The sequence below is a fragment of the Paenibacillus sp. 203 genome (assembly GCF_037027525.1).
Classification (GTDB): Bacteria; Bacillota; Bacilli; order Paenibacillales; family Paenibacillaceae; genus Paenibacillus; species Paenibacillus polymyxa_B.
In genome coordinates this window covers 223,580-240,567 of sequence record NZ_JAXCHD010000004.1, presented here as the reverse complement: position 1 = coordinate 240,567, position 16,988 = coordinate 223,580, and the positions used below count along the sequence as shown (strand labels likewise).

Genomic DNA, 16,988 nt, shown 5'->3' with positions numbered 1-16,988 from the left:
TACCGAATTCTTTACAGATGTATGTGGGACAAGCCTTGTTTAGAAGTCTTTAGAAGAAAATAACGGGTGACCTCCCAAATAGGGCACCCGTCTACATAAGGCTTACCTAAGGCGATATGGCCGTGGTAAGCATGTGCTTCTCCAGCACTCCATGGAGACGCTGGCGTTCCTGCTCCTCCACAATGTAATAATATACACCGTTGATTTTACGCCCATGTCCCTTCAGTTCAACGGTATCCGTCTGCTTGAGGGACGGACCGATCCGGGTCAGGAAAGTGGTCATATCGTCAAAGGTAATGTCTGTGCGAATCTGCTCCCCCGCTGCTTCCAGTATCGGCTTTACCCTCAACAGCCCTTCCTTGCTGATGGACTGGGTCAGAATTTGCTTGAGTAGCTCCCGCTGGCGGGCATTTCTTCCGAGATCCCCACGTGGATCATCGAATCGCATACGGGCGTAGGCCAACGCCTCAGCCCCGTTCAAGTTCAAATTACCCTGCGCAAAATGATGGCCCTCATATTGAAAATCAAGTGGATTATAAACCTCGACTCCCCCCATAAGGTCCACCATTTTCGCAAACCCTTCCATGTTCATCTGTACATAGTAATCTATCGGATGGTTCAAAAAATGCTCTACCGTACGGATCGACATATCCACGCCCCCAAAAGCAAAAGCGTGATTGATTTTGTCCTCACGCCCCTTGCCGATCAACTCTGTTCGCGTATCACGCGGAATGTTGAACATCAACATAGAGCCTTCATCAGGGTTAACAGACAAAACGATCATCGTATCCGATCGTCCTGGATCGTGAGGCCGCCGATCTACGCCCAGCACCAGCACGGTGAACGGCTTGAACTGGGAGATGGCTGCCGGATTGGGTATACTTGATCCAATGTCTGTACCTACAGATCGCCCTGCTCCGCCCGTTGCAAGGGTAGAAACCGCCCCAGGCTGCACGATGCTGCGCGGATGATACATCGCATTCGCCGCTGTTTTAAAGGAATGATACACATAAGCGGTGTAGGCAGTAGCCCCTACGAGCAATAACGCCGCAGCCCCCAATGTCACCTTCAGCCATCGTTTCATACGCAGCCTCCCCTTTACGGATTCACTACAGACTGATGACGATCTACATCCAGATTGTTCATCTGTGGCCTGCCGACAGAATAGTATGCAAAGGCGGATTGTCTGATTTGCTCCTCGCTGTACACATTGCGTCCGTCAATCATAATTGGATACTTCATAAGCTCATTCAGCTCACCCAACCCGATATCACCAAATTCTTCCCATTCCGTCAATAGACACAGTGCGTCACATCCCTCTGCCGCTTCTCGTGCGCTATCTGCCCACGTTACTTCCGAGCTGTCCAGCAGTCTGCGGAAGTTAGCGGTAGCGATTGGGTCATATGCACGAATTTGCGCCCCTGCCTCCAGCAGCGACTGCATGATATCCAGCGCCGGGGCATCTCTTACGTCATCTGTATTCGGTTTAAAAGCCAGTCCCCATATACCAATCGTAGCTCCCTCCAGATCACCCAGCGCCTCTTTCAGCTTACGAATCACGTTAAAACGTTGCCCCTGATTCACTTCTACCACAGATTTCAGCAGCTTGAATTCATAGTCCACGTTACCTGCAATTTGGATCAGAGCTTGTGTATCCTTGGGAAAACAGGAACCCCCATAGCCGATACCAGCAGACAAAAAGGAGGAACCGATCCGCTGATCCAGTCCCATACCATGTGCCACGCGTGTAACGTCTGCGCCCACCTTTTCGCAAATATTTGCAATCTCATTAATAAACGAAATTTTGGTCGCCAAAAAAGCATTCGACGCGTACTTGATCATCTCCGCCGAACGGATATCCGTGGTTACGATATTTGTCGTCAGCGGCTCGTGCAGTGTAGTCAGCACAGCGGACACATGCGGATCGGAAGCTCCGATGATGATTCGATCTGGCTGTAGGGTGTCTATGACTGCTGAACCTTCACGTAAAAATTCGGGAACCGAAGCCACACCAAACGGATAATTTGTGCGGCTCGCAATCCAATTTTGAATACGTTCGTTCGTTCCGACAGGCACCGTGCTTTTGGTGACAATTACTTTGTAGCCATTCATGGCGTCTGCCACCTCGCAGGCGGCTTCTTCAATATAGGACAGGTTCGCTTCTCCGCCTGGCAGTGAAGGCGTGCCGACCGCCAAAATAACAATTTCGGCTGCCTCCACCGAAGCAGCCGTATCTGTTGTAAAGCTTAGTCGGCCTTGTTCTACATTATCTTTAATTAGAGCCTTTAATCCCGGTTCATAAATCGGCACCCCACCTGCACGCAGCTGATGAATTTTATCCTCATTCTGATCTACACAGACGACGGTATTCCCGAGTGCGGCAAAACAGACCCCCGACACCAGCCCGACATACCCTGCACCAATTACACATAACTTCAAAGCAACTCCCCCTTTTACATGCTGTCTCATTGCATCCTGCTTTTACCGACTTCACTTCTCTATATCTCTTCCTGCAAGCCGATTATGATAAAGCATAAGCCGTTTGTTTTGCCGATAAGATTTTAGAAAACGGTATACATACATCGGATTGTTATAGGCATACCTCTTCCATAATCGCTTCGGTTCACAGATCAGACGATACAGCCACTCCAGCCCCAGCTTTTGTATCGCTAGTGGCGGTCTACGAACCTTTCCAGTGATATAGTCAAAGGCCGCCCCTACTCCAATCATCACGCCATGAATGCGGTCTTTATTCCGATGCATCCATATTTCCTGCTTCGGGCAGCCTAAGCTGACGAATATGATATGCGCGCCAGACGCATTGATTTCATCAATGATCCGCTCCTCCTCATCTGGGTGAAGCTCACGAAATGGTGGTGAAAAGCTGCCCGCGATGCGGATTCCAGGGTAATCCTGTTCTACTCTTTCTTTTAAGCTATCCAGCGTATCCGGCGTACTGCCGTAAAAATATATACTTACCTTCGTCTGTGGCGCACGTTCGCACAACTTGAGCATCAGACTGGGACCATCTACCCGATCCTGACGCTCAAATCCGTACAGCTTGAGCGCCCATACCAACGGCATACCATCGGGAGTACACAGATCGGCTTGAGTGAGCGCTTCGTGGAACTCGGAATGATTCCCGGCTGTGACAATGGAATGCGTGTTGCAAATACAAACATAGCCGTCCTTTCGTTCGACTGCCCATTGTTCCAGCATGTGTACCGTCTCCTGAAACGTAAGTGCTGCAATATCTGCATCCGCAATCCTTCCGACTCTATATTGGGGCAGCTGCTTCATAATCACGCTCCTCCATCGCCTCGCTATATATCGCCATCAGCTGCTTCACATTCACTTCTTCCGTATAGCGTGCAGCGTAGTTTTCCGACACCTTCTGTCTCATAGCTGCATAGTTTTCATAGGCTACTGCACAGCGAATCACAGTCTTTATATTTTCCAAATCATCATGTTGAAAATGGAAACCCGTCACCCCGTCCTCTACGACTTCCTCCAGTGCGCCGAGCCGGCTGCATAATACCGGAGTTCCAACAGAAAAAGACTCTACAATCGTCATGGGAAATCCTTCATACCAAATGGAAGGCACCATGACATACATGGCCCGGCTCATGCAATCCAGTACCGTGTCTCCATCCTGCTTACCGAGAAACCGAACATCTTCCTGCGGATAAGCAGCGGTCAATTCAGCCTTTTCCGGACCATCCCCAATGATGACCAGTCTCAATCCCCCCCGATCTTCCAACTGTGACCAAGCTTTCAGCAGATTGCGAACCCCTTTTTCAGCAGAAATCCGCCCCACGAACAATAAATAACGATCATTCGGGTCATATTGGGTTTTCACTGTTTTATGATGGACAAAATTTGGCTTTACCGCGATACGATCCAGTGGAATACCGCTTTCGGCAAATTTGTCCCGTGCAAATTCTGTCAGCGCAATATAGCGACTTACCTTGTGCTGCCATGTGCCGATCAGATCGTTGAACTTAATCATCGCCGCTACCGGAATCGTCTGAAGCTGTGAACCTCGATAGCATCCATGACGGATGGAATGCAGCAGCGTGCCGTGCAGGCATTTTTCACAAACCTTATTCCCTCGCATAAAGGTTGCCGCCGGACAAATTAGCCTGTAATTATGCAGTGTCTGGACAACCGGAATCCCCAGCCGTTCACAGGCATGATAGACCGAAGGAGATATAACCGGGAAAAAATTATGCACATGTACCACATCCGGCTTCACCTGTAAAAGCAGCTTCTTGATTCTTTTGAATTCCGGCAGAGACCATGCCGCCTCTACCGCCAGCTTTGCCATGTTCACTAGCCCTCTGCTTTGAATGCTGTCGTTGTGCACATAGTAATGCTCTGTCTCTATTCCTCTGGAACGCAGCATAGCTGATTCTTGCTCGACAACCTTGTCTTCTCCCCCGCTTTGCTGATAAAAGTTATGGATGATCAGCACCTTGCTCACAGGAGGGCTCATCTGTCTGCTGACCTGTTGGCTCACGTGGCGGCCCCTCTTTCCTGCGTTGATTGCATAGCGTGGTTCGAACTTCTGGGCTTGATCCCTTGATGGCTTACTATTTCATCCGCAATGTGATCCCACGACATACGCTCGACCGTAAGGAAGGCCTTCTCCGCCATACTTCGTCTCAGCTCAGCATTATCCAGCAAATCGCCTATTCGACCAGACCATTCCTCTTCTGAAAAGCTTCTCAGCATCACTCCGCTCACTCCGTCCTCAATCAAGGTAACCGAGCCCCCGTTTACCGAAGAGATAATCGGGACGCGAAACAGCATGCTTTCCAGCAGCACCATACCAAAAATATCGTATTGGGTCGGAAACAGCATCACATCCGCCGCTCCGTAAACCTGCCACAGATGACGTTGCTCCACTCTTGAAAAATGTATAATACTGTCCGTTATTCCCAGTTCATGAGCATATGTCCAATAGCGGTCTGTGTCCGTCTTCCGTCCATCCCCGACCATTAACAAAAGGCAGCTAGGATGCTTTTGGAGTACCCTTTTGAACGTAGTCAGCATAAAACGTATATTTCTCCGTTCCTCCAATACACCAACATACAGTAGCACCGGACGATCTCCGATTCGACGCAGCTCATTTGCGACCTCACGGTTTTCCTCACGTTCTCCGCTTATGTCTTCACTGTTGTTACTGGTGTCACTATCGAATGCTCTCTCTACTTTACTGCGATCCAGTCCAACCCCAATCGTAACCACGTTGTCAAAACCTTTATTCTCCAAATAGCGTTTGGCAAGATCGGATTTGACATAGGTACGGCGTAGAGATTTTGCTACCTTCGGCAGCAGCATAATATCGTATAGTTTGCGGATCAGTGCGTGCGTGTTATCTCGGTATGGGCCGTGATACAACGCCAGCTTATCAGGACATTTGCGGGAAAGCAGATAGGTCATGATCTGGTTGTATTCTGTAGTAATGATTAGACCATAGGCATCCAGAAAAGAATCTTTGAGCACATCTCTGTAGATGCTGTTGCTTAAGAACTTAAACCCGTGGAGCCAGATAATACGCAAGGTGCATCCTTCGTGACGGTAGACCTGTTCCAGATGGGTTTCTTTACGATCGTTGTAGTAAACAATATCGCAATCATAGCCTTTTCGAACGAGTGCTTTGCCCAAACCGACTTCCTGTAAATTGTATGAGTCCCCGTTCACTTTGCTGGCAAAATTGCGGAGATACAATATTTTTTGAATCATCATCAGGGCTCCTGCCATTTCATATTGGGTGAGTTATGGAGCACGGAGGGTTCAGAGAACGCTGGACGTTCCATTTGATCTTCCGATCGCTGTTGCAGTGGGATTCCTGGATATATAAAACATTCCGAGGTAAGAATCCCACTGCAAAGGCGAACGCTAGCGCTTCTTCAGATTCAAATGGACCGCTCCGCTACTGGCCGCCGGGTCTATAAAGTCACCCCATTTCAAAAAAGGGAATGCTGGGCATGAAGTGCCCCCCGCTGCGCGGATATACGCGAGCGAATGCACGCAGGGCGTTGACTTCGCGCTACCTTGTATACCGATCACATTAGCGATAAATGATTGAACAGCATAGAGCTACTACCACTGGGCTGACACAAGACCTTAACGATGGCTAGATTGTCGCCTGCTAAAAGATTGCTATCCACCAAACGCTGTCACCCTGACAGAGAACGGTACAGAGCATTAATTTCGCCGGCATGCATGCCCGGCGAGAAGTTCGCGGCGATAAGGCGAAGCTATCGCCAGGCGGCTCTTACCTCCTCCACCTTATGGGCTGGGGGAAATTCTTTTTGGCGGCGGTGGGTAGCGGAGGGTGAGGATTTGAATCTGGAGAAGCGTCAGCGTTCGCCTTTGACGTGGGATTCCGCCCTCTTACAGGGCCTATTCAATCCAGGGAATCCCTCGTCAACAGCGATCGGAAGATCAAATCCGCCCCGAAGCGGCCTTCCATCCACAATAGTTGCTCCAGGATCAAACCCGCCCCGAAGCAGTCTCTCCCCTCCAAACCGAATGCTCACGCTGCCTTTCCTCCGTCATCTGCATATTAAAATGATCTGCCCCTTTGAGCTGGGCAGCTGCCATATCCGCCACTAGAGACACACTCGATTCCATCGGCACAAATCGGTATTTGTAGGCCGTAAGCCGATGATCCGTTTCGTGAAATAAAATATCCTGAGCGTAATTCCCCCATCGGTCCTTGGGCATCAAATCAATGGTCATGCCGGCATGCGCAGAGGGCAGCAGCATATTAGAGCCGTGGATACCGATTACTAATCGGCTGGCTGCGTATACCTCGCAGACCCGCAGCTCACTTTCCCGGTCGAAGCGTGTGACACGCTCATCAGAAATCCATGCCGGGAAGCTCCCGGTACGCCCAAGTCCAGCGACTGTAAAACGATGATCTGGGAAGCTTTCTTTTAGCCTGCGGAACAGCCATATGATTTTACTGCGCTGATGATAAATTAGCGGTTTTAGCCCACGTTTGAGCTGCGGAAATTTCTGTACCGCTCTTGCGATATGATGGCTGCCGCTCCACAAGCGATCTTCCCTCCATACGAAAGTAATGCGCGGCTCCGACTCACGTCCCTCGTCATAGCGGGAAACACCTGTAAACTGCTCAATATCAAACTGATTGGGATGTGAATATGCCGGGCTGACATACACCTCATCAAAACGCATCAGTTCCTCAATCATCCGATGATGTAGTACAGGATAAAAGTTACGTGCCCTGCTGAATGGCACATCAACCGTCCAAATTTCAGACACATATGCTGGCACCATCCACTCCAGCGACTTTTGCACAATGACGATAATTCCCAGGTCCGGGGATTGCTCGTATTCGCGTTGCACATTGAGCAGCTTGAGCAATGCATGACCATACAAATAATCCATAGTGTTGACGATGATTACACGTGTAGAAGCTTTCATTTTATGCACGGTCATGCCGACTGCTAAGTCATAGGAAGGATTCATCAACGATTGCCGCAAAGGCTCTCCGAGCCATTTTCTCGACTTCGCATCACCGGTCAAAATATAGTCAGGCATTTCTACACGATAAGGTGAATACGTGGCATGACCGACCCTCATGTCCTCGAGATATTCGCGTCCGCACCCCTCACACGCAGTACTGACACATACATGGATTCCCTGCCACAGCACCTCTCCACCACGTACCTTACCTCCACAATGCGGGCACTGTTCCTCATGCCGAACAAACGGTTTAATGGGTATCATGATTGTTCTCTCCAACTTTCGGTACTGTAATTTGAACACGCCAGAAGGTCAGGATGGACTTTATCATCCAACCTAAATTAGATTTAACTTCCTTAAACAGCAAATCTAATAGAAATACAGATATCGTAAAGGACAAGATTGTCGCCACTAACGACCCTCGGACACCAAGCAAAGGGATTAGCGCGTAATTGAAAGCGATATTCGTAACCGCCCCTACCACCGAGGTCAGCAGCGTGTATCTAAACAAATTTTCATTGGTAATAAACAAGCTTTTAGCAACACTGAAGTTGGTGAAAAACAGACGAATCGCAAACAGAGACAACAGCGAACCTGCTTCGGTAAATTCTCTCCCATACAGCACAACCACTACCCATTGGGATAGAAAAAATAAAGGTACCGAGGTCACAAGAAAGCATATAAACATCAGCCGATACACCTTGGACAATGTCTGCCTGTATTCGTCGCTTCCTTTCTGCTTGGAACGCGTCACCACCGGAGCATAAGCCGTCGTCAGAACGACCGGAATGAAGCCCAGCACTTCGATGAGTCGGAGTGCAACGGAGTATTGCCCGACCGCAGCATTCCCCAGCAGTTCACCGATAATGACTTGATCGATCCGTGCCTGTACATATACAGCGGAGGATGACAATATAAGCGGCCAGCTGTGATTCATGATTCGGCGAGCTGTGGTTAAGCGGAACGTCCATCGGTTCACACGTCGTCCTTCCTTATGGAAGAAATACAGCAGTAGCAAGCTTCCCAACAGAAACTCTCCATGAGCACACAACGCTACCAACCATATCGGAACACCGGACAACAACAGAATGATTTTGATGGTGGAGCCGAGAACAAAAGCAGTATTCTTGGCAACGACCGTGTATTTGGACAGCATCTGCGCACGAAACCAGTAGTCGATGATATCAAACAATTGAAATATCGAGGCCGTAGCCAGGATCAGATTGATCAACCGCACTGAACTATCTTCCGGTCTGAGCAGTGAAATGAAGGAATAGGACAGTACAATGGCTATCAGAGTACCTACCAATTTCAGCAGAACCGCCGTCCCCAATAGCTCATGCTCATCCTTGGGGTCTTTGACAAGATCGCGTACTAATATAGAATCAAAGCCAAGGGTCGTGAAAATCAGAAACATCCCGAAAAAGGATTCCGCATAATTCCACTTTCCCAGTTCCTCAGGTCCCAACACTCTCGCCATGATGATGCTGACTGCCAGGCCAAACACCATGCGAATCATTTTGTCACCGAACAGCCAGGATGTATTCACCAGCAAACTTCTGCGCGGTTTGGCGCGTTTTTTGACTAATGTCATAGGTTTTACTCCATCTTAAAAAATGACCTTTCGCACAGCCTTATAACCTGCTGTTCTGTCAATGCAGCTGCAATCATGTACAGCGAAGAGACCCCCGCTCAGGCGGGTGGCCTCTCCATCTCTTACACGACGACAGAAGCTTCAACTGCAGCCTGCCTTTTTACCCGCTCCAAGTCTGTATCCACCATCATATGAATGAGCTGCTCGAAGCCTACTTCCAATCGCCAGCCCAGCTTTTCTTTCGCCTTGGCACAATCGCCGAGCAATAAATCTACCTCTGCCGGACGGACAAATTGAGGATCAATTACGACGTAATCCTCATAATTTAAACCTACATGGGAAAAGGCAATTTGCAGCAGTTCACGTACAGAATGCATTTCTCCTGTGGAAATGACGTAATCATCCGGTTGATCCTGCTGAAGCATCAGCCACATCGCCTTTACATAATCGCCTGCAAAACCCCAGTCTCGCAGTGAATCCAAATTTCCCATGCGCAGCTCCTGCTGCAACCCTAGCTTGATACGAGCTACCGCATCCGACACTTTACGCGTTACAAATTCCAGTCCTCGGCGTGGCGATTCGTGATTGAACAGAATGCCAGAGCAAGCAAACATATCAAAGCTTTCGCGATAGTTCACTGTAATCCAATGGCCGTACACTTTGGCGACACCGTAGGGACTACGTGGGTAAAACGGAGTCGTTTCTGTCTGGGGTGTCTCCAGCACCTTACCGAACATCTCGCTGCTTGACGCCTGATAAAAGCGCGCTTCCGGTTTGGCAATTCGAACCGCCTCCAGCATATTGGTGACAGATAGCGCTGTAATCTGCCCTGTAGCCAACGGCTGCGGCCACGAGGCCGCTACAAAGGATTGAGCAGCCAAGTTGTAGACCTCATCCGGGTCGGACTGACGGACGGCTTCGATCAATGAAGCCAGATCGGTCATATCGCCGGAAAGCCAATGAATGTCATTCTGGATATGCGCTACATTTTCAAAGTTCGGTGTGCTGGTTCGTCTGCGCACCCCGTATACCTCATAATCCTTCGACAGCAGTAACTCAGCCAGATAGGACCCGTCTTGTCCGGTAATCCCTGTGATCAGCGCTTTTTTCATTCCAATTCCCCCACCGTTTTTTATTGTTCAACCAGATCCAGGCCTTGAAATGCCTGATACACAGACTTTAATCCCTCTTCTAGTGAAATACGCGCCGACCAGCCCAGTCCGGAAATACGGGATACATCTACCAACTTACGCGGCGTTCCATCAGGGGCGGAGGTGTTATAGGTAATTTCTCCCTCATAGCCGACTACATTCTTCACTCGTTCAGCCAGCTCACGAATGGAGATATCCTCACCTACGCCGATATTTACAATTTCATTTCCCTCATAATTGTTCATCAGGAACAGACAGGCTTCAGCCAGATCATCAGAATGAAGAAATTCTCGGCGCGGCGTACCAGAGCCCCATACTTCTACAGTCGGAGATTGATTCAGCTTGGCTTCATGAAACTTGCGGATGAGCGCAGGTAGCACATGAGAGGTCTGGAGATCAAAATTGTCGCCCGGACCGTATAAATTCGTCGGCATCACAGAAATAAACCGAGTTCCATACTGACGGTTGTAAGACTGACACATTTTAATCCCGGCAATTTTAGCAATCGCATAGGCCTCATTAGTAGGCTCCAGTTCACCCGTAAGCAGATATTCTTCTCGCAACGGCTGCGGAGCAAATTTAGGATAGATACAGGTAGAGCCGAGGAATAACAGCTTGCCTACATTCGCCCGGTATGCCGCATCAATCACATTCGTTTGTATAAGCAGATTGTCACGGATAAAATCAGCCGGATATTCGTTATTCGCCAAAATCCCACCAACCTTGGCCGCTGCCAGAAATACATAATCCACAGGCTCTGTTTCAAAAAAATGATCTACGGCCTCTTTATTGCGTAGATCCAGTTCACGGCTTGTGCGAGTAATAATATGACGGTAACCCGCATTCTGAAGCGCTCGGACAATAGCGGAACCCACCAGTCCGTTATGCCCTGCTACATATATGTTGGAATGAAGATCCATACTTATCCCCTACCTTCTTTGTGAAAATGAAAGACTTTAATACGCATCCTTGGAGCCTAGCAGCACACGAAATGTTTTCAGCATAATGATCATATCTGTGCGGAAACTGCGTCTGGATATGTACTCCAAATCCAGTTCTACCATCTGGTTAAAGCTTAGATGATTACGACCGCTGATCTGCCATAGACCGGTGCAGCCTGGTGTAACCGTCAGACGCAGCTTATCCCTCACTGTGTAATTATGGACTTCTCTTGGCAACGGGGGTCTGGGTCCTACCAGACTCATCTGCCCACGCAGTACATTGAACAGTTGTGGCAGCTCGTCGATGCTCGTTCTGCGAAGAAAGCGACCCACACGGGTAATTCGGGGATCGTCCCGCATTTTGAACATCGCACCCTCAATTTCATTTTCCACCAGCAGTGCAGACAATCTGGCTTCGGCATCAGACACCATGGAACGAAATTTGATCATGCGAAACGGACGCTCATTTTTCCCAATACGTACTTGATAAAATAATGCACTGCCTTTTGGGTCCTCCAGCTTAATCAGCAGAATGACAAGCAGAAATACCGGGCATAGCACGATGATTCCAATGAAAGACAATATAATATCCATGCTTCGCTTCACGAACGGGTATACGTTCCATCCTTGCCGCCGTTCAAGCCCATGAGCGACCGAATATACATCCACTGACGCGCCCAGCACTTCGGCCTCGTTCGAGCGGGAAGAAGACACGTCTCATCACCTCGCTCCTTATTGATAATTATTATTTATACATTGTTAAAAGAATTTTATATACTCTCATTCTCCTCCTTTTTATTCATGTCAGATTGCGTTCCTCCATACCCCTCTCGGCGCGGGTATTCGAACGCTTCACATTATTAAGTACTACACCCAGAATGCGCGCCTTTACTCTTTCCAAATTCGCTTTTGCTTTTTTGACGACATCCTTTTTGACCTTCCCTGCCTGCACCACCAGAATGACTCCGTCACACATAGCGCTTATAATTAAGCCATCCGGAAAGGACAGCAACGGCGGCGTATCCATTAAGATCACGTCATAATGTTCTTTTAGCTCAACCAGCAGAGCATTCATTCTACGGGAACTGAGCATCTCGGACGGATTGGGCGGGTTCGGTCCGGCTGTAATTGCATGCAGATGGTCAATCCCGGTTTCCTGAACCACATCCTGCCATGCCTGTTGATTGGCAAGCACCCGTGTCAGCCCTGTATGATTACGCAAACCAAACATATGGTGCAAGGAGGAGCGGCGCAGATCCATATCCATAATCAGCACCTTTTTCCCCTCTTGCGCATAGGTTACAGCCAAATTGCTAATCGTGACCGTTCTCCCTTCACCCGCTTGAGCGGACGCCACCATCATAACCTCAATCGGCTCGTCTATAGAAGAAAACTGGATATTAGTGCGAAGCATGCGGTACTCCTCCGAAACGGAAGACTGAGCATGTAGGGATGTAACGAGCTGATTATTGATTAATCGCGGCATATTGCCCTTCACCTACCTGTTTAGGAGTTGTAGTGGAGCTGTCAGAGCGTTTATCTTCTTTTTTCATTTTCGTAATCAGGGATAGGGTAGGCAGACCGAGTTCTTTTTCAATATCCTCTTCATTCTTAAATGTATCATCCAGTACCTCCAGCAAAAATGCCAAACCTATTCCCAACAATAAAGAGGTGGCAAAAGCAATAAATATCTGTATAGCGGGATTACTATTCACGGGAACTGCTGGATCATTCAGACTGGCTTCGCTTAGGATGGTGACATTGTCCATTTTCATGATAGAGGGAATTTGCCGTTTGAATACTTTGGCTACCGCATTGACGGTTTTTACAGCCTTCGTATACGATAAATCGCGGATTGTTACATCCATGACCTGTGAATCACCTGCGGTGTTCACTCTTAATTTTTGCGCCAAAGCTGACGGAGTGACCTTAAGGTCGGGGAAGCTGGCGACCACCTGATCCATAATCGCCGAGGAGATCATAATTTGCTTATAGGAGTTCGTTAAGGCTATATTCGTTTGAACTACACTGTAATCAACGACACCTGCACGATCCGGTCGTGGCGTCTGGTTGATAATGAGCTTTGCGGTAGCTTCATAAATCTGCGGGGTAAAATATACATTTTTTATGCCCACTACAGTACATACCAGCAGTACGATGCTACCAATCAACCACATTCTTTTACGGATCAAACGGATGTACTCTTTCAACTGCACAAGACCAGTCCTCCCTGATTGACTTGTTTTCGATGCAATAACGCTTGTACTGATCCTCTGCATAACGGGGAAAAGAACGATGCATGACCCTCTAATCTATAGTAAAATGTTGTATAATAGCGCATAGAAGGTCCAGCCAGCGAATAAGCACAAAATGCTCAATCATCGGTGGCCTCTTAGGGTATATAAACGAAGACATAAGTGAAAACTATGAAATAAAGATACGTTATGTAACTTACATAACTAATTTATGATACAAAACGTATCTTGTCAAGCGTAAAATTGCTTTTTTACCTTTCTTAACCTTGCCTTCAGGAGGAAAAACAGATGAATTATGGCACCCGCATCGCTGAATTACGAGAACATAAGGGATTAAAACAAGAGGAACTAGCGCAATCCCTCGGAATTACGCGGGCAGCTCTTTCTCACTATGAAAAAAATAGGCGCAAGCCAGATTTTGAGATCCTGACCAAGCTCGCTGATATTTTCGGGGTAACGATTGACTACTTGGTGGGACGTACGACCCATCCGGCGGCAATATTGGATTCAGATGTGAGGGAATTTGTGGACCAGCTTGAACTGTCCGACGAGGATATTCTGCAACGTTTCAACCTGACCATTGACGGACGTACCTTGTCTGAGGAAGAAGCCAAACGTTTTATTGCATTTGTCCGAATGGAACGAATGATGGAATAAAGAAAGCTTCCGATTGCTTCACGTCTCGCTCAAGTAAGACCAGCCGTTGGAATTTACTCGCGCTTGTCCTTCCGGTATGTGGTTCCATCAGTGTCGTTTTCTAGCCATTCTGGCATCGTGAACCCACATTGGAGCAAAATGTCCCGGATGTCCAAGTCGATAGCGGCTTTGTCTACTTTCCGTGCGTTGTTTTGAAAAAGAGGGTTGTTCACCCCTAATTCTGTCTCCTTGTTCATTCAGCACTAACCTCACTTTATTATTCTTGGTCACCGGAAAGAGATTTCCTACAAAACCATGTATGTATAGTCATGAACAAAACTATTATATATGAATACATACCTGCAATGTTGTCGTCTTATGACGAGAATATAAAAGGATTTTCTTATTTTTTTCTTCATTATACGTAAAGTATTGGAAAATCAGAACGATTTTCCAACAAAAAAGAACCTGTCAGGTCCTATTTTCTCCTGATAGGTTCTTTTTTGTTTTATTTCGAAATGATGTTAGGTATTCGTTAACTCAGGTCCTATATACATTCCGATCTGTTATTAAGCGACCTCGGCTGCCTGGGAAACCTGAGTGCCTCCGGTCGCCCGGACTTTGTAGACATAGTGGCCTCCAGCTTTTACTGTGCGGTCTGTATACGTGCTTCCCGCTACTTGCGAGGCAATCACCTGATAGGCCCCGTCGGTCCCGTCAGCACGCAGCACATCATAGGAAGATACGCCTTCTGCCTGAAGCCAATTAATCTTTACCGCCCCATCCTGAACAGAAGCAGCCTTCACCCCTGTTGGGGCTGAAGCTGCGGTCTGATCTGTACTTTTTAATTCCAAAATATATTGTACCGCTTCGCCAGGACCCAGCTTTTCTTCAAAATCAAGGGCAGGAGAAGCCTTGAGCCCTGATATGGAACGCTGTGCCTGACTGTAAGTAGAACCCGCTCCAAAACGTTCACCCGTGTACAAACCGGCTTTCGGCATCGTTACCCGTACACGAACGGTCTGCGGGGTAGCTTCGAAATTCACTAGATTCACCAGCAATTTGTCTGAAGTAGCGCCGCTACCTGCCAGCGGTTTAAGCTTGGACGTATCCACCGCACGAACATAGACCATCTTGTCCTTGGTATCCTCTGGATTCAGCACTGTATACGTCAGAGGTTTTCCATGGGTGGCATAGGCTAAGCTCAAGCGTCTCATGATCTTAACGCGGGTGTCCTGTCCTTGCCCGAACGGATAAATTTCTGTGTTGGCCGGGTTATGACTTTGCAGATCGAAGCCTGTTTTAAACAGCGTATAATCTTTATAAAAAGCAGCGTGCTGGATAAACATATCGGCAAACCCGATTTGCGAACGCATAATCCGATCGAATGCGGCTGCTTGTGGCTGACTAGCCCCGTAATCTGGATTGTCTCGATGCGTATCATTGGTGCCGAACTCTGTGTTCAGCATCTTTTTCGCCAATCCATTGCTCGAACCGCCGAAGGTTTTCAAATTTTGGACGAAGCTGCCCCCGCCCTCTTCATTATACGATTCACCATAGGCGTGTCCATTGGTCAGGTCGGTGACTTCCTCCAGCTGTTTACGTTGCGCCGGGTCCCGTTCCCATCCATCTGGGTCACCGCATTTTTGCGTACCACTGGTTTGATTTTTGCACGCTTTGGTAGAGTACGTTGGCCAGTAGGCCCAGCCCGGTGCTACGGTTTTGAGATGCGGTGCCAATTGCTTGCCTTCTGTATTCAACCACTTGGCCACAGCCAGATTTACCGCCTTGGAGCGATTAAATAAGCCAGGTTCGTTATCTACTTCATAATATTGAAGATAAGAACCGTATTTTTTTACATAATCGCGCAACTTTTGCTTGGCCGTCTCTGGCAGAGAACCATCTTTTTGCAGCTTAATATCACCTGTATATAAATACAAAGCAGACGATTGCATATTATACTGCTTTAACGTTTGATAGTAATCATCCACGTCTGTACATGCCTTGCCCACATTACTGGCACAGGTCACCCTCATGACGTTGCCACTATAAGCAATGCCCAGCCACTTGAGAACGTATGGTAAATGCTTAACTGCACCCTGATCATAATAAAATTCTTTATTGTTCACATTTGTTCCGGTCAGTATATATTTACCGTGTACCGGTTCGGCCGCAGGTGAAGCTAACGTCTCCAAGCTCAAGTCATCCCAAGTCCACCACACATTTTTATCTTCTGCAGAGGAGCAGTATAGGCAGCGCGCTGTCTTTAGCTTGAGTACGTTAACACCGCTTTGCAATTGCTCTTTGGGTATATATAACTCGTAGTTGTTTTTGAAATTAAAAGCACTCCCAGTACCGGATACCCCGGCAATCTGAATAATACCGGACAACTGATGATTTGAAAATACAGCCATTTGCGGGACTGCTTTGCCCGCATCCAAAATCCGAACACGGAATATCATACCATTGGGAGGAATCTGATTCAGCTTATACTGGAGTGTCAGTTCAGGGTTCGTGGACGCATTCAAACCGGGAGGAATATCTCCACTGCTGAGCAATACCGGAACTGTTGTACTCTCTTCTGCTACCGACAACGCTGACAATGCTCCTTTAGCAGACGATTCGGTAGAGGTAGCTGCTGTAGAAATGTCGATATTATCCCTACCGACCATACCTTTGAATTCCGCTGAAGAGTCATCCCTCTGACCCAGCTTCCATACTGGACTGGCAGCCGCTACTTTATCCGTCTGCAATTCTGCGCTTCTTGAAGGCGTGTATATAAACCAAGCGATCATCGCTATAGCTACGACCGCTAATAGTCCAGATAAAACGATTGTATACCTATGGGATAACCATTTTTTTATCATATGATCCACCCTCTCTCCTCATATTTTTAGACCGGGAAAGAGTA

The 16,988-nt window shown here is 47.9% G+C and carries 15 protein-coding genes; 1 reads left to right on the top strand and 14 read right to left on the bottom strand.

Annotation, left to right across the window (positions count from 1 at the left end):
• Positions 1–106: 106 nt before the first annotated feature.
• The 12 genes from WA407_RS10450 to WA407_RS10395 form a co-directional block, all read right to left on the bottom strand.
• Complete coding sequence (locus WA407_RS10450) at positions 107–1,084, bottom strand: LCP family glycopolymer transferase (protein ID WP_254329320.1); 978 nt, start codon at positions 1,082–1,084, stop codon at positions 107–109.
• Between the two features lie 14 nt (positions 1,085–1,098).
• A complete protein-coding gene (locus WA407_RS10445) occupies positions 1,099–2,439 on the bottom strand; it encodes a UDP-glucose dehydrogenase family protein (protein ID WP_103048912.1) in 1,341 nt (446 codons plus the stop codon).
• 51 nt (positions 2,440–2,490) lie between these two features.
• Complete coding sequence (locus WA407_RS10440; protein ID WP_336077325.1) at positions 2,491–3,300, bottom strand: WecB/TagA/CpsF family glycosyltransferase; 810 nt, start codon at positions 3,298–3,300, stop codon at positions 2,491–2,493.
• Positions 3,278–4,519, bottom strand: a complete 1,242-nt coding sequence (locus tag WA407_RS10435) for a glycosyltransferase family 4 protein (protein WP_336077324.1) — start codon at positions 4,517–4,519, stop codon at positions 3,278–3,280. The genes WA407_RS10440 and WA407_RS10435 overlap by 23 nt, the downstream gene beginning before the upstream one ends.
• A complete protein-coding gene (locus tag WA407_RS10430; protein ID WP_336077323.1) occupies positions 4,516–5,748 on the bottom strand; it encodes a glycosyltransferase family 4 protein in 1,233 nt (410 codons plus the stop codon). The genes WA407_RS10435 and WA407_RS10430 overlap by 4 nt, the downstream gene beginning before the upstream one ends.
• Before the next feature lie 753 nt (positions 5,749–6,501).
• Positions 6,502–7,764, bottom strand: a complete 1,263-nt coding sequence (locus WA407_RS10425; protein WP_336077322.1) for a hypothetical protein — start codon at positions 7,762–7,764, stop codon at positions 6,502–6,504.
• Positions 7,751–9,094, bottom strand: a complete 1,344-nt coding sequence (locus WA407_RS10420) for a flippase (RefSeq protein ID WP_069291333.1) — start codon at positions 9,092–9,094, stop codon at positions 7,751–7,753. Before WA407_RS10420 ends, WA407_RS10425 begins: the two co-directional genes overlap by 14 nt.
• Positions 9,095–9,216: 122 nt before the next feature.
• Positions 9,217–10,206, bottom strand: a complete 990-nt coding sequence (gmd, locus tag WA407_RS10415; RefSeq protein WP_013309172.1) for a GDP-mannose 4,6-dehydratase — start codon at positions 10,204–10,206, stop codon at positions 9,217–9,219.
• Positions 10,207–10,226: 20 nt separating this feature from the next.
• Positions 10,227–11,165 carry a GDP-L-fucose synthase gene (gene fcl / locus WA407_RS10410; protein WP_039269546.1) on the bottom strand — a complete coding sequence of 313 codons (939 nt, stop codon included), beginning with the start codon at positions 11,163–11,165 and terminating at the stop codon, positions 10,227–10,229.
• A 36-nt stretch (positions 11,166–11,201) separates the two neighbouring features.
• Positions 11,202–11,900 carry a sugar transferase gene (locus tag WA407_RS10405; protein ID WP_039269544.1) on the bottom strand — a complete coding sequence of 233 codons (699 nt, stop codon included), beginning with the start codon at positions 11,898–11,900 and terminating at the stop codon, positions 11,202–11,204.
• Positions 11,901–11,985: 85 nt separating this feature from the next.
• Positions 11,986–12,672, bottom strand: a complete 687-nt coding sequence (locus WA407_RS10400) for a CpsD/CapB family tyrosine-protein kinase (protein WP_061830270.1) — start codon at positions 12,670–12,672, stop codon at positions 11,986–11,988.
• Positions 12,653–13,402 (bottom strand): YveK family protein, encoded by a 750-nt coding sequence (locus WA407_RS10395; protein WP_069291330.1) that lies wholly within the window; start codon positions 13,400–13,402, stop codon positions 12,653–12,655. Before WA407_RS10395 ends, WA407_RS10400 begins: the two co-directional genes overlap by 20 nt.
• Positions 13,403–13,729: 327 nt before the next feature.
• On the opposite strand from WA407_RS10395, the gene WA407_RS10390 reads away from it, so the two are divergent.
• A complete protein-coding gene (locus tag WA407_RS10390) occupies positions 13,730–14,098 on the top strand; it encodes a helix-turn-helix domain-containing protein (protein ID WP_039269539.1) in 369 nt (122 codons plus the stop codon).
• Positions 14,099–14,151: 53 nt separating this feature from the next.
• Here WA407_RS10390 and WA407_RS10385 read toward each other — a convergent pair whose 3' ends face one another.
• Complete coding sequence (locus WA407_RS10385; RefSeq protein ID WP_039269538.1) at positions 14,152–14,334, bottom strand: hypothetical protein; 183 nt, start codon at positions 14,332–14,334, stop codon at positions 14,152–14,154.
• A 312-nt stretch (positions 14,335–14,646) separates the two neighbouring features.
• Positions 14,647–16,944: a hypothetical protein gene (locus WA407_RS10380; protein ID WP_336077321.1), complete on the bottom strand. Its 2,298-nt coding sequence runs from the start codon at positions 16,942–16,944 to the stop codon at positions 14,647–14,649.
• Positions 16,945–16,988: the final 44 nt, after the last annotated feature.

Excerpts from the sequence above, each read along its gene's own strand:
- WA407_RS10450 (WP_254329320.1), bottom strand. The coding sequence starts at position 1,084 with ATGAAACGATGGCTGAAGGTGACATTGGGGGCTGCGGCGTTATTGCTC.
- WA407_RS10440 (WP_336077325.1), bottom strand. The coding sequence starts at position 3,300 with ATGAAGCAGCTGCCCCAATATAGAGTCGGAAGGATTGCGGATGCAGAT.
- WA407_RS10430 (WP_336077323.1), bottom strand. The coding sequence starts at position 5,748 with ATGATTCAAAAAATATTGTATCTCCGCAATTTTGCCAGCAAAGTGAAC.
- WA407_RS10425 (WP_336077322.1), bottom strand. The coding sequence starts at position 7,764 with ATGATACCCATTAAACCGTTTGTTCGGCATGAGGAACAGTGCCCGCAT.
- WA407_RS10420 (WP_069291333.1), bottom strand. The coding sequence starts at position 9,094 with ATGACATTAGTCAAAAAACGCGCCAAACCGCGCAGAAGTTTGCTGGTG.
- gmd (WP_013309172.1), bottom strand. The coding sequence starts at position 10,206 with ATGAAAAAAGCGCTGATCACAGGGATTACCGGACAAGACGGGTCCTAT.
- fcl (WP_039269546.1), bottom strand. The coding sequence starts at position 11,165 with ATGGATCTTCATTCCAACATATATGTAGCAGGGCATAACGGACTGGTG.
- WA407_RS10400 (WP_061830270.1), bottom strand. The coding sequence starts at position 12,672 with ATGCCGCGATTAATCAATAATCAGCTCGTTACATCCCTACATGCTCAG.
- WA407_RS10390 (WP_039269539.1), top strand. The coding sequence starts at position 13,730 with ATGAATTATGGCACCCGCATCGCTGAATTACGAGAACATAAGGGATTA.
- WA407_RS10385 (WP_039269538.1), bottom strand. The coding sequence starts at position 14,334 with ATGAACAAGGAGACAGAATTAGGGGTGAACAACCCTCTTTTTCAAAAC.
- WA407_RS10380 (WP_336077321.1), bottom strand. The coding sequence starts at position 16,944 with ATGATAAAAAAATGGTTATCCCATAGGTATACAATCGTTTTATCTGGA.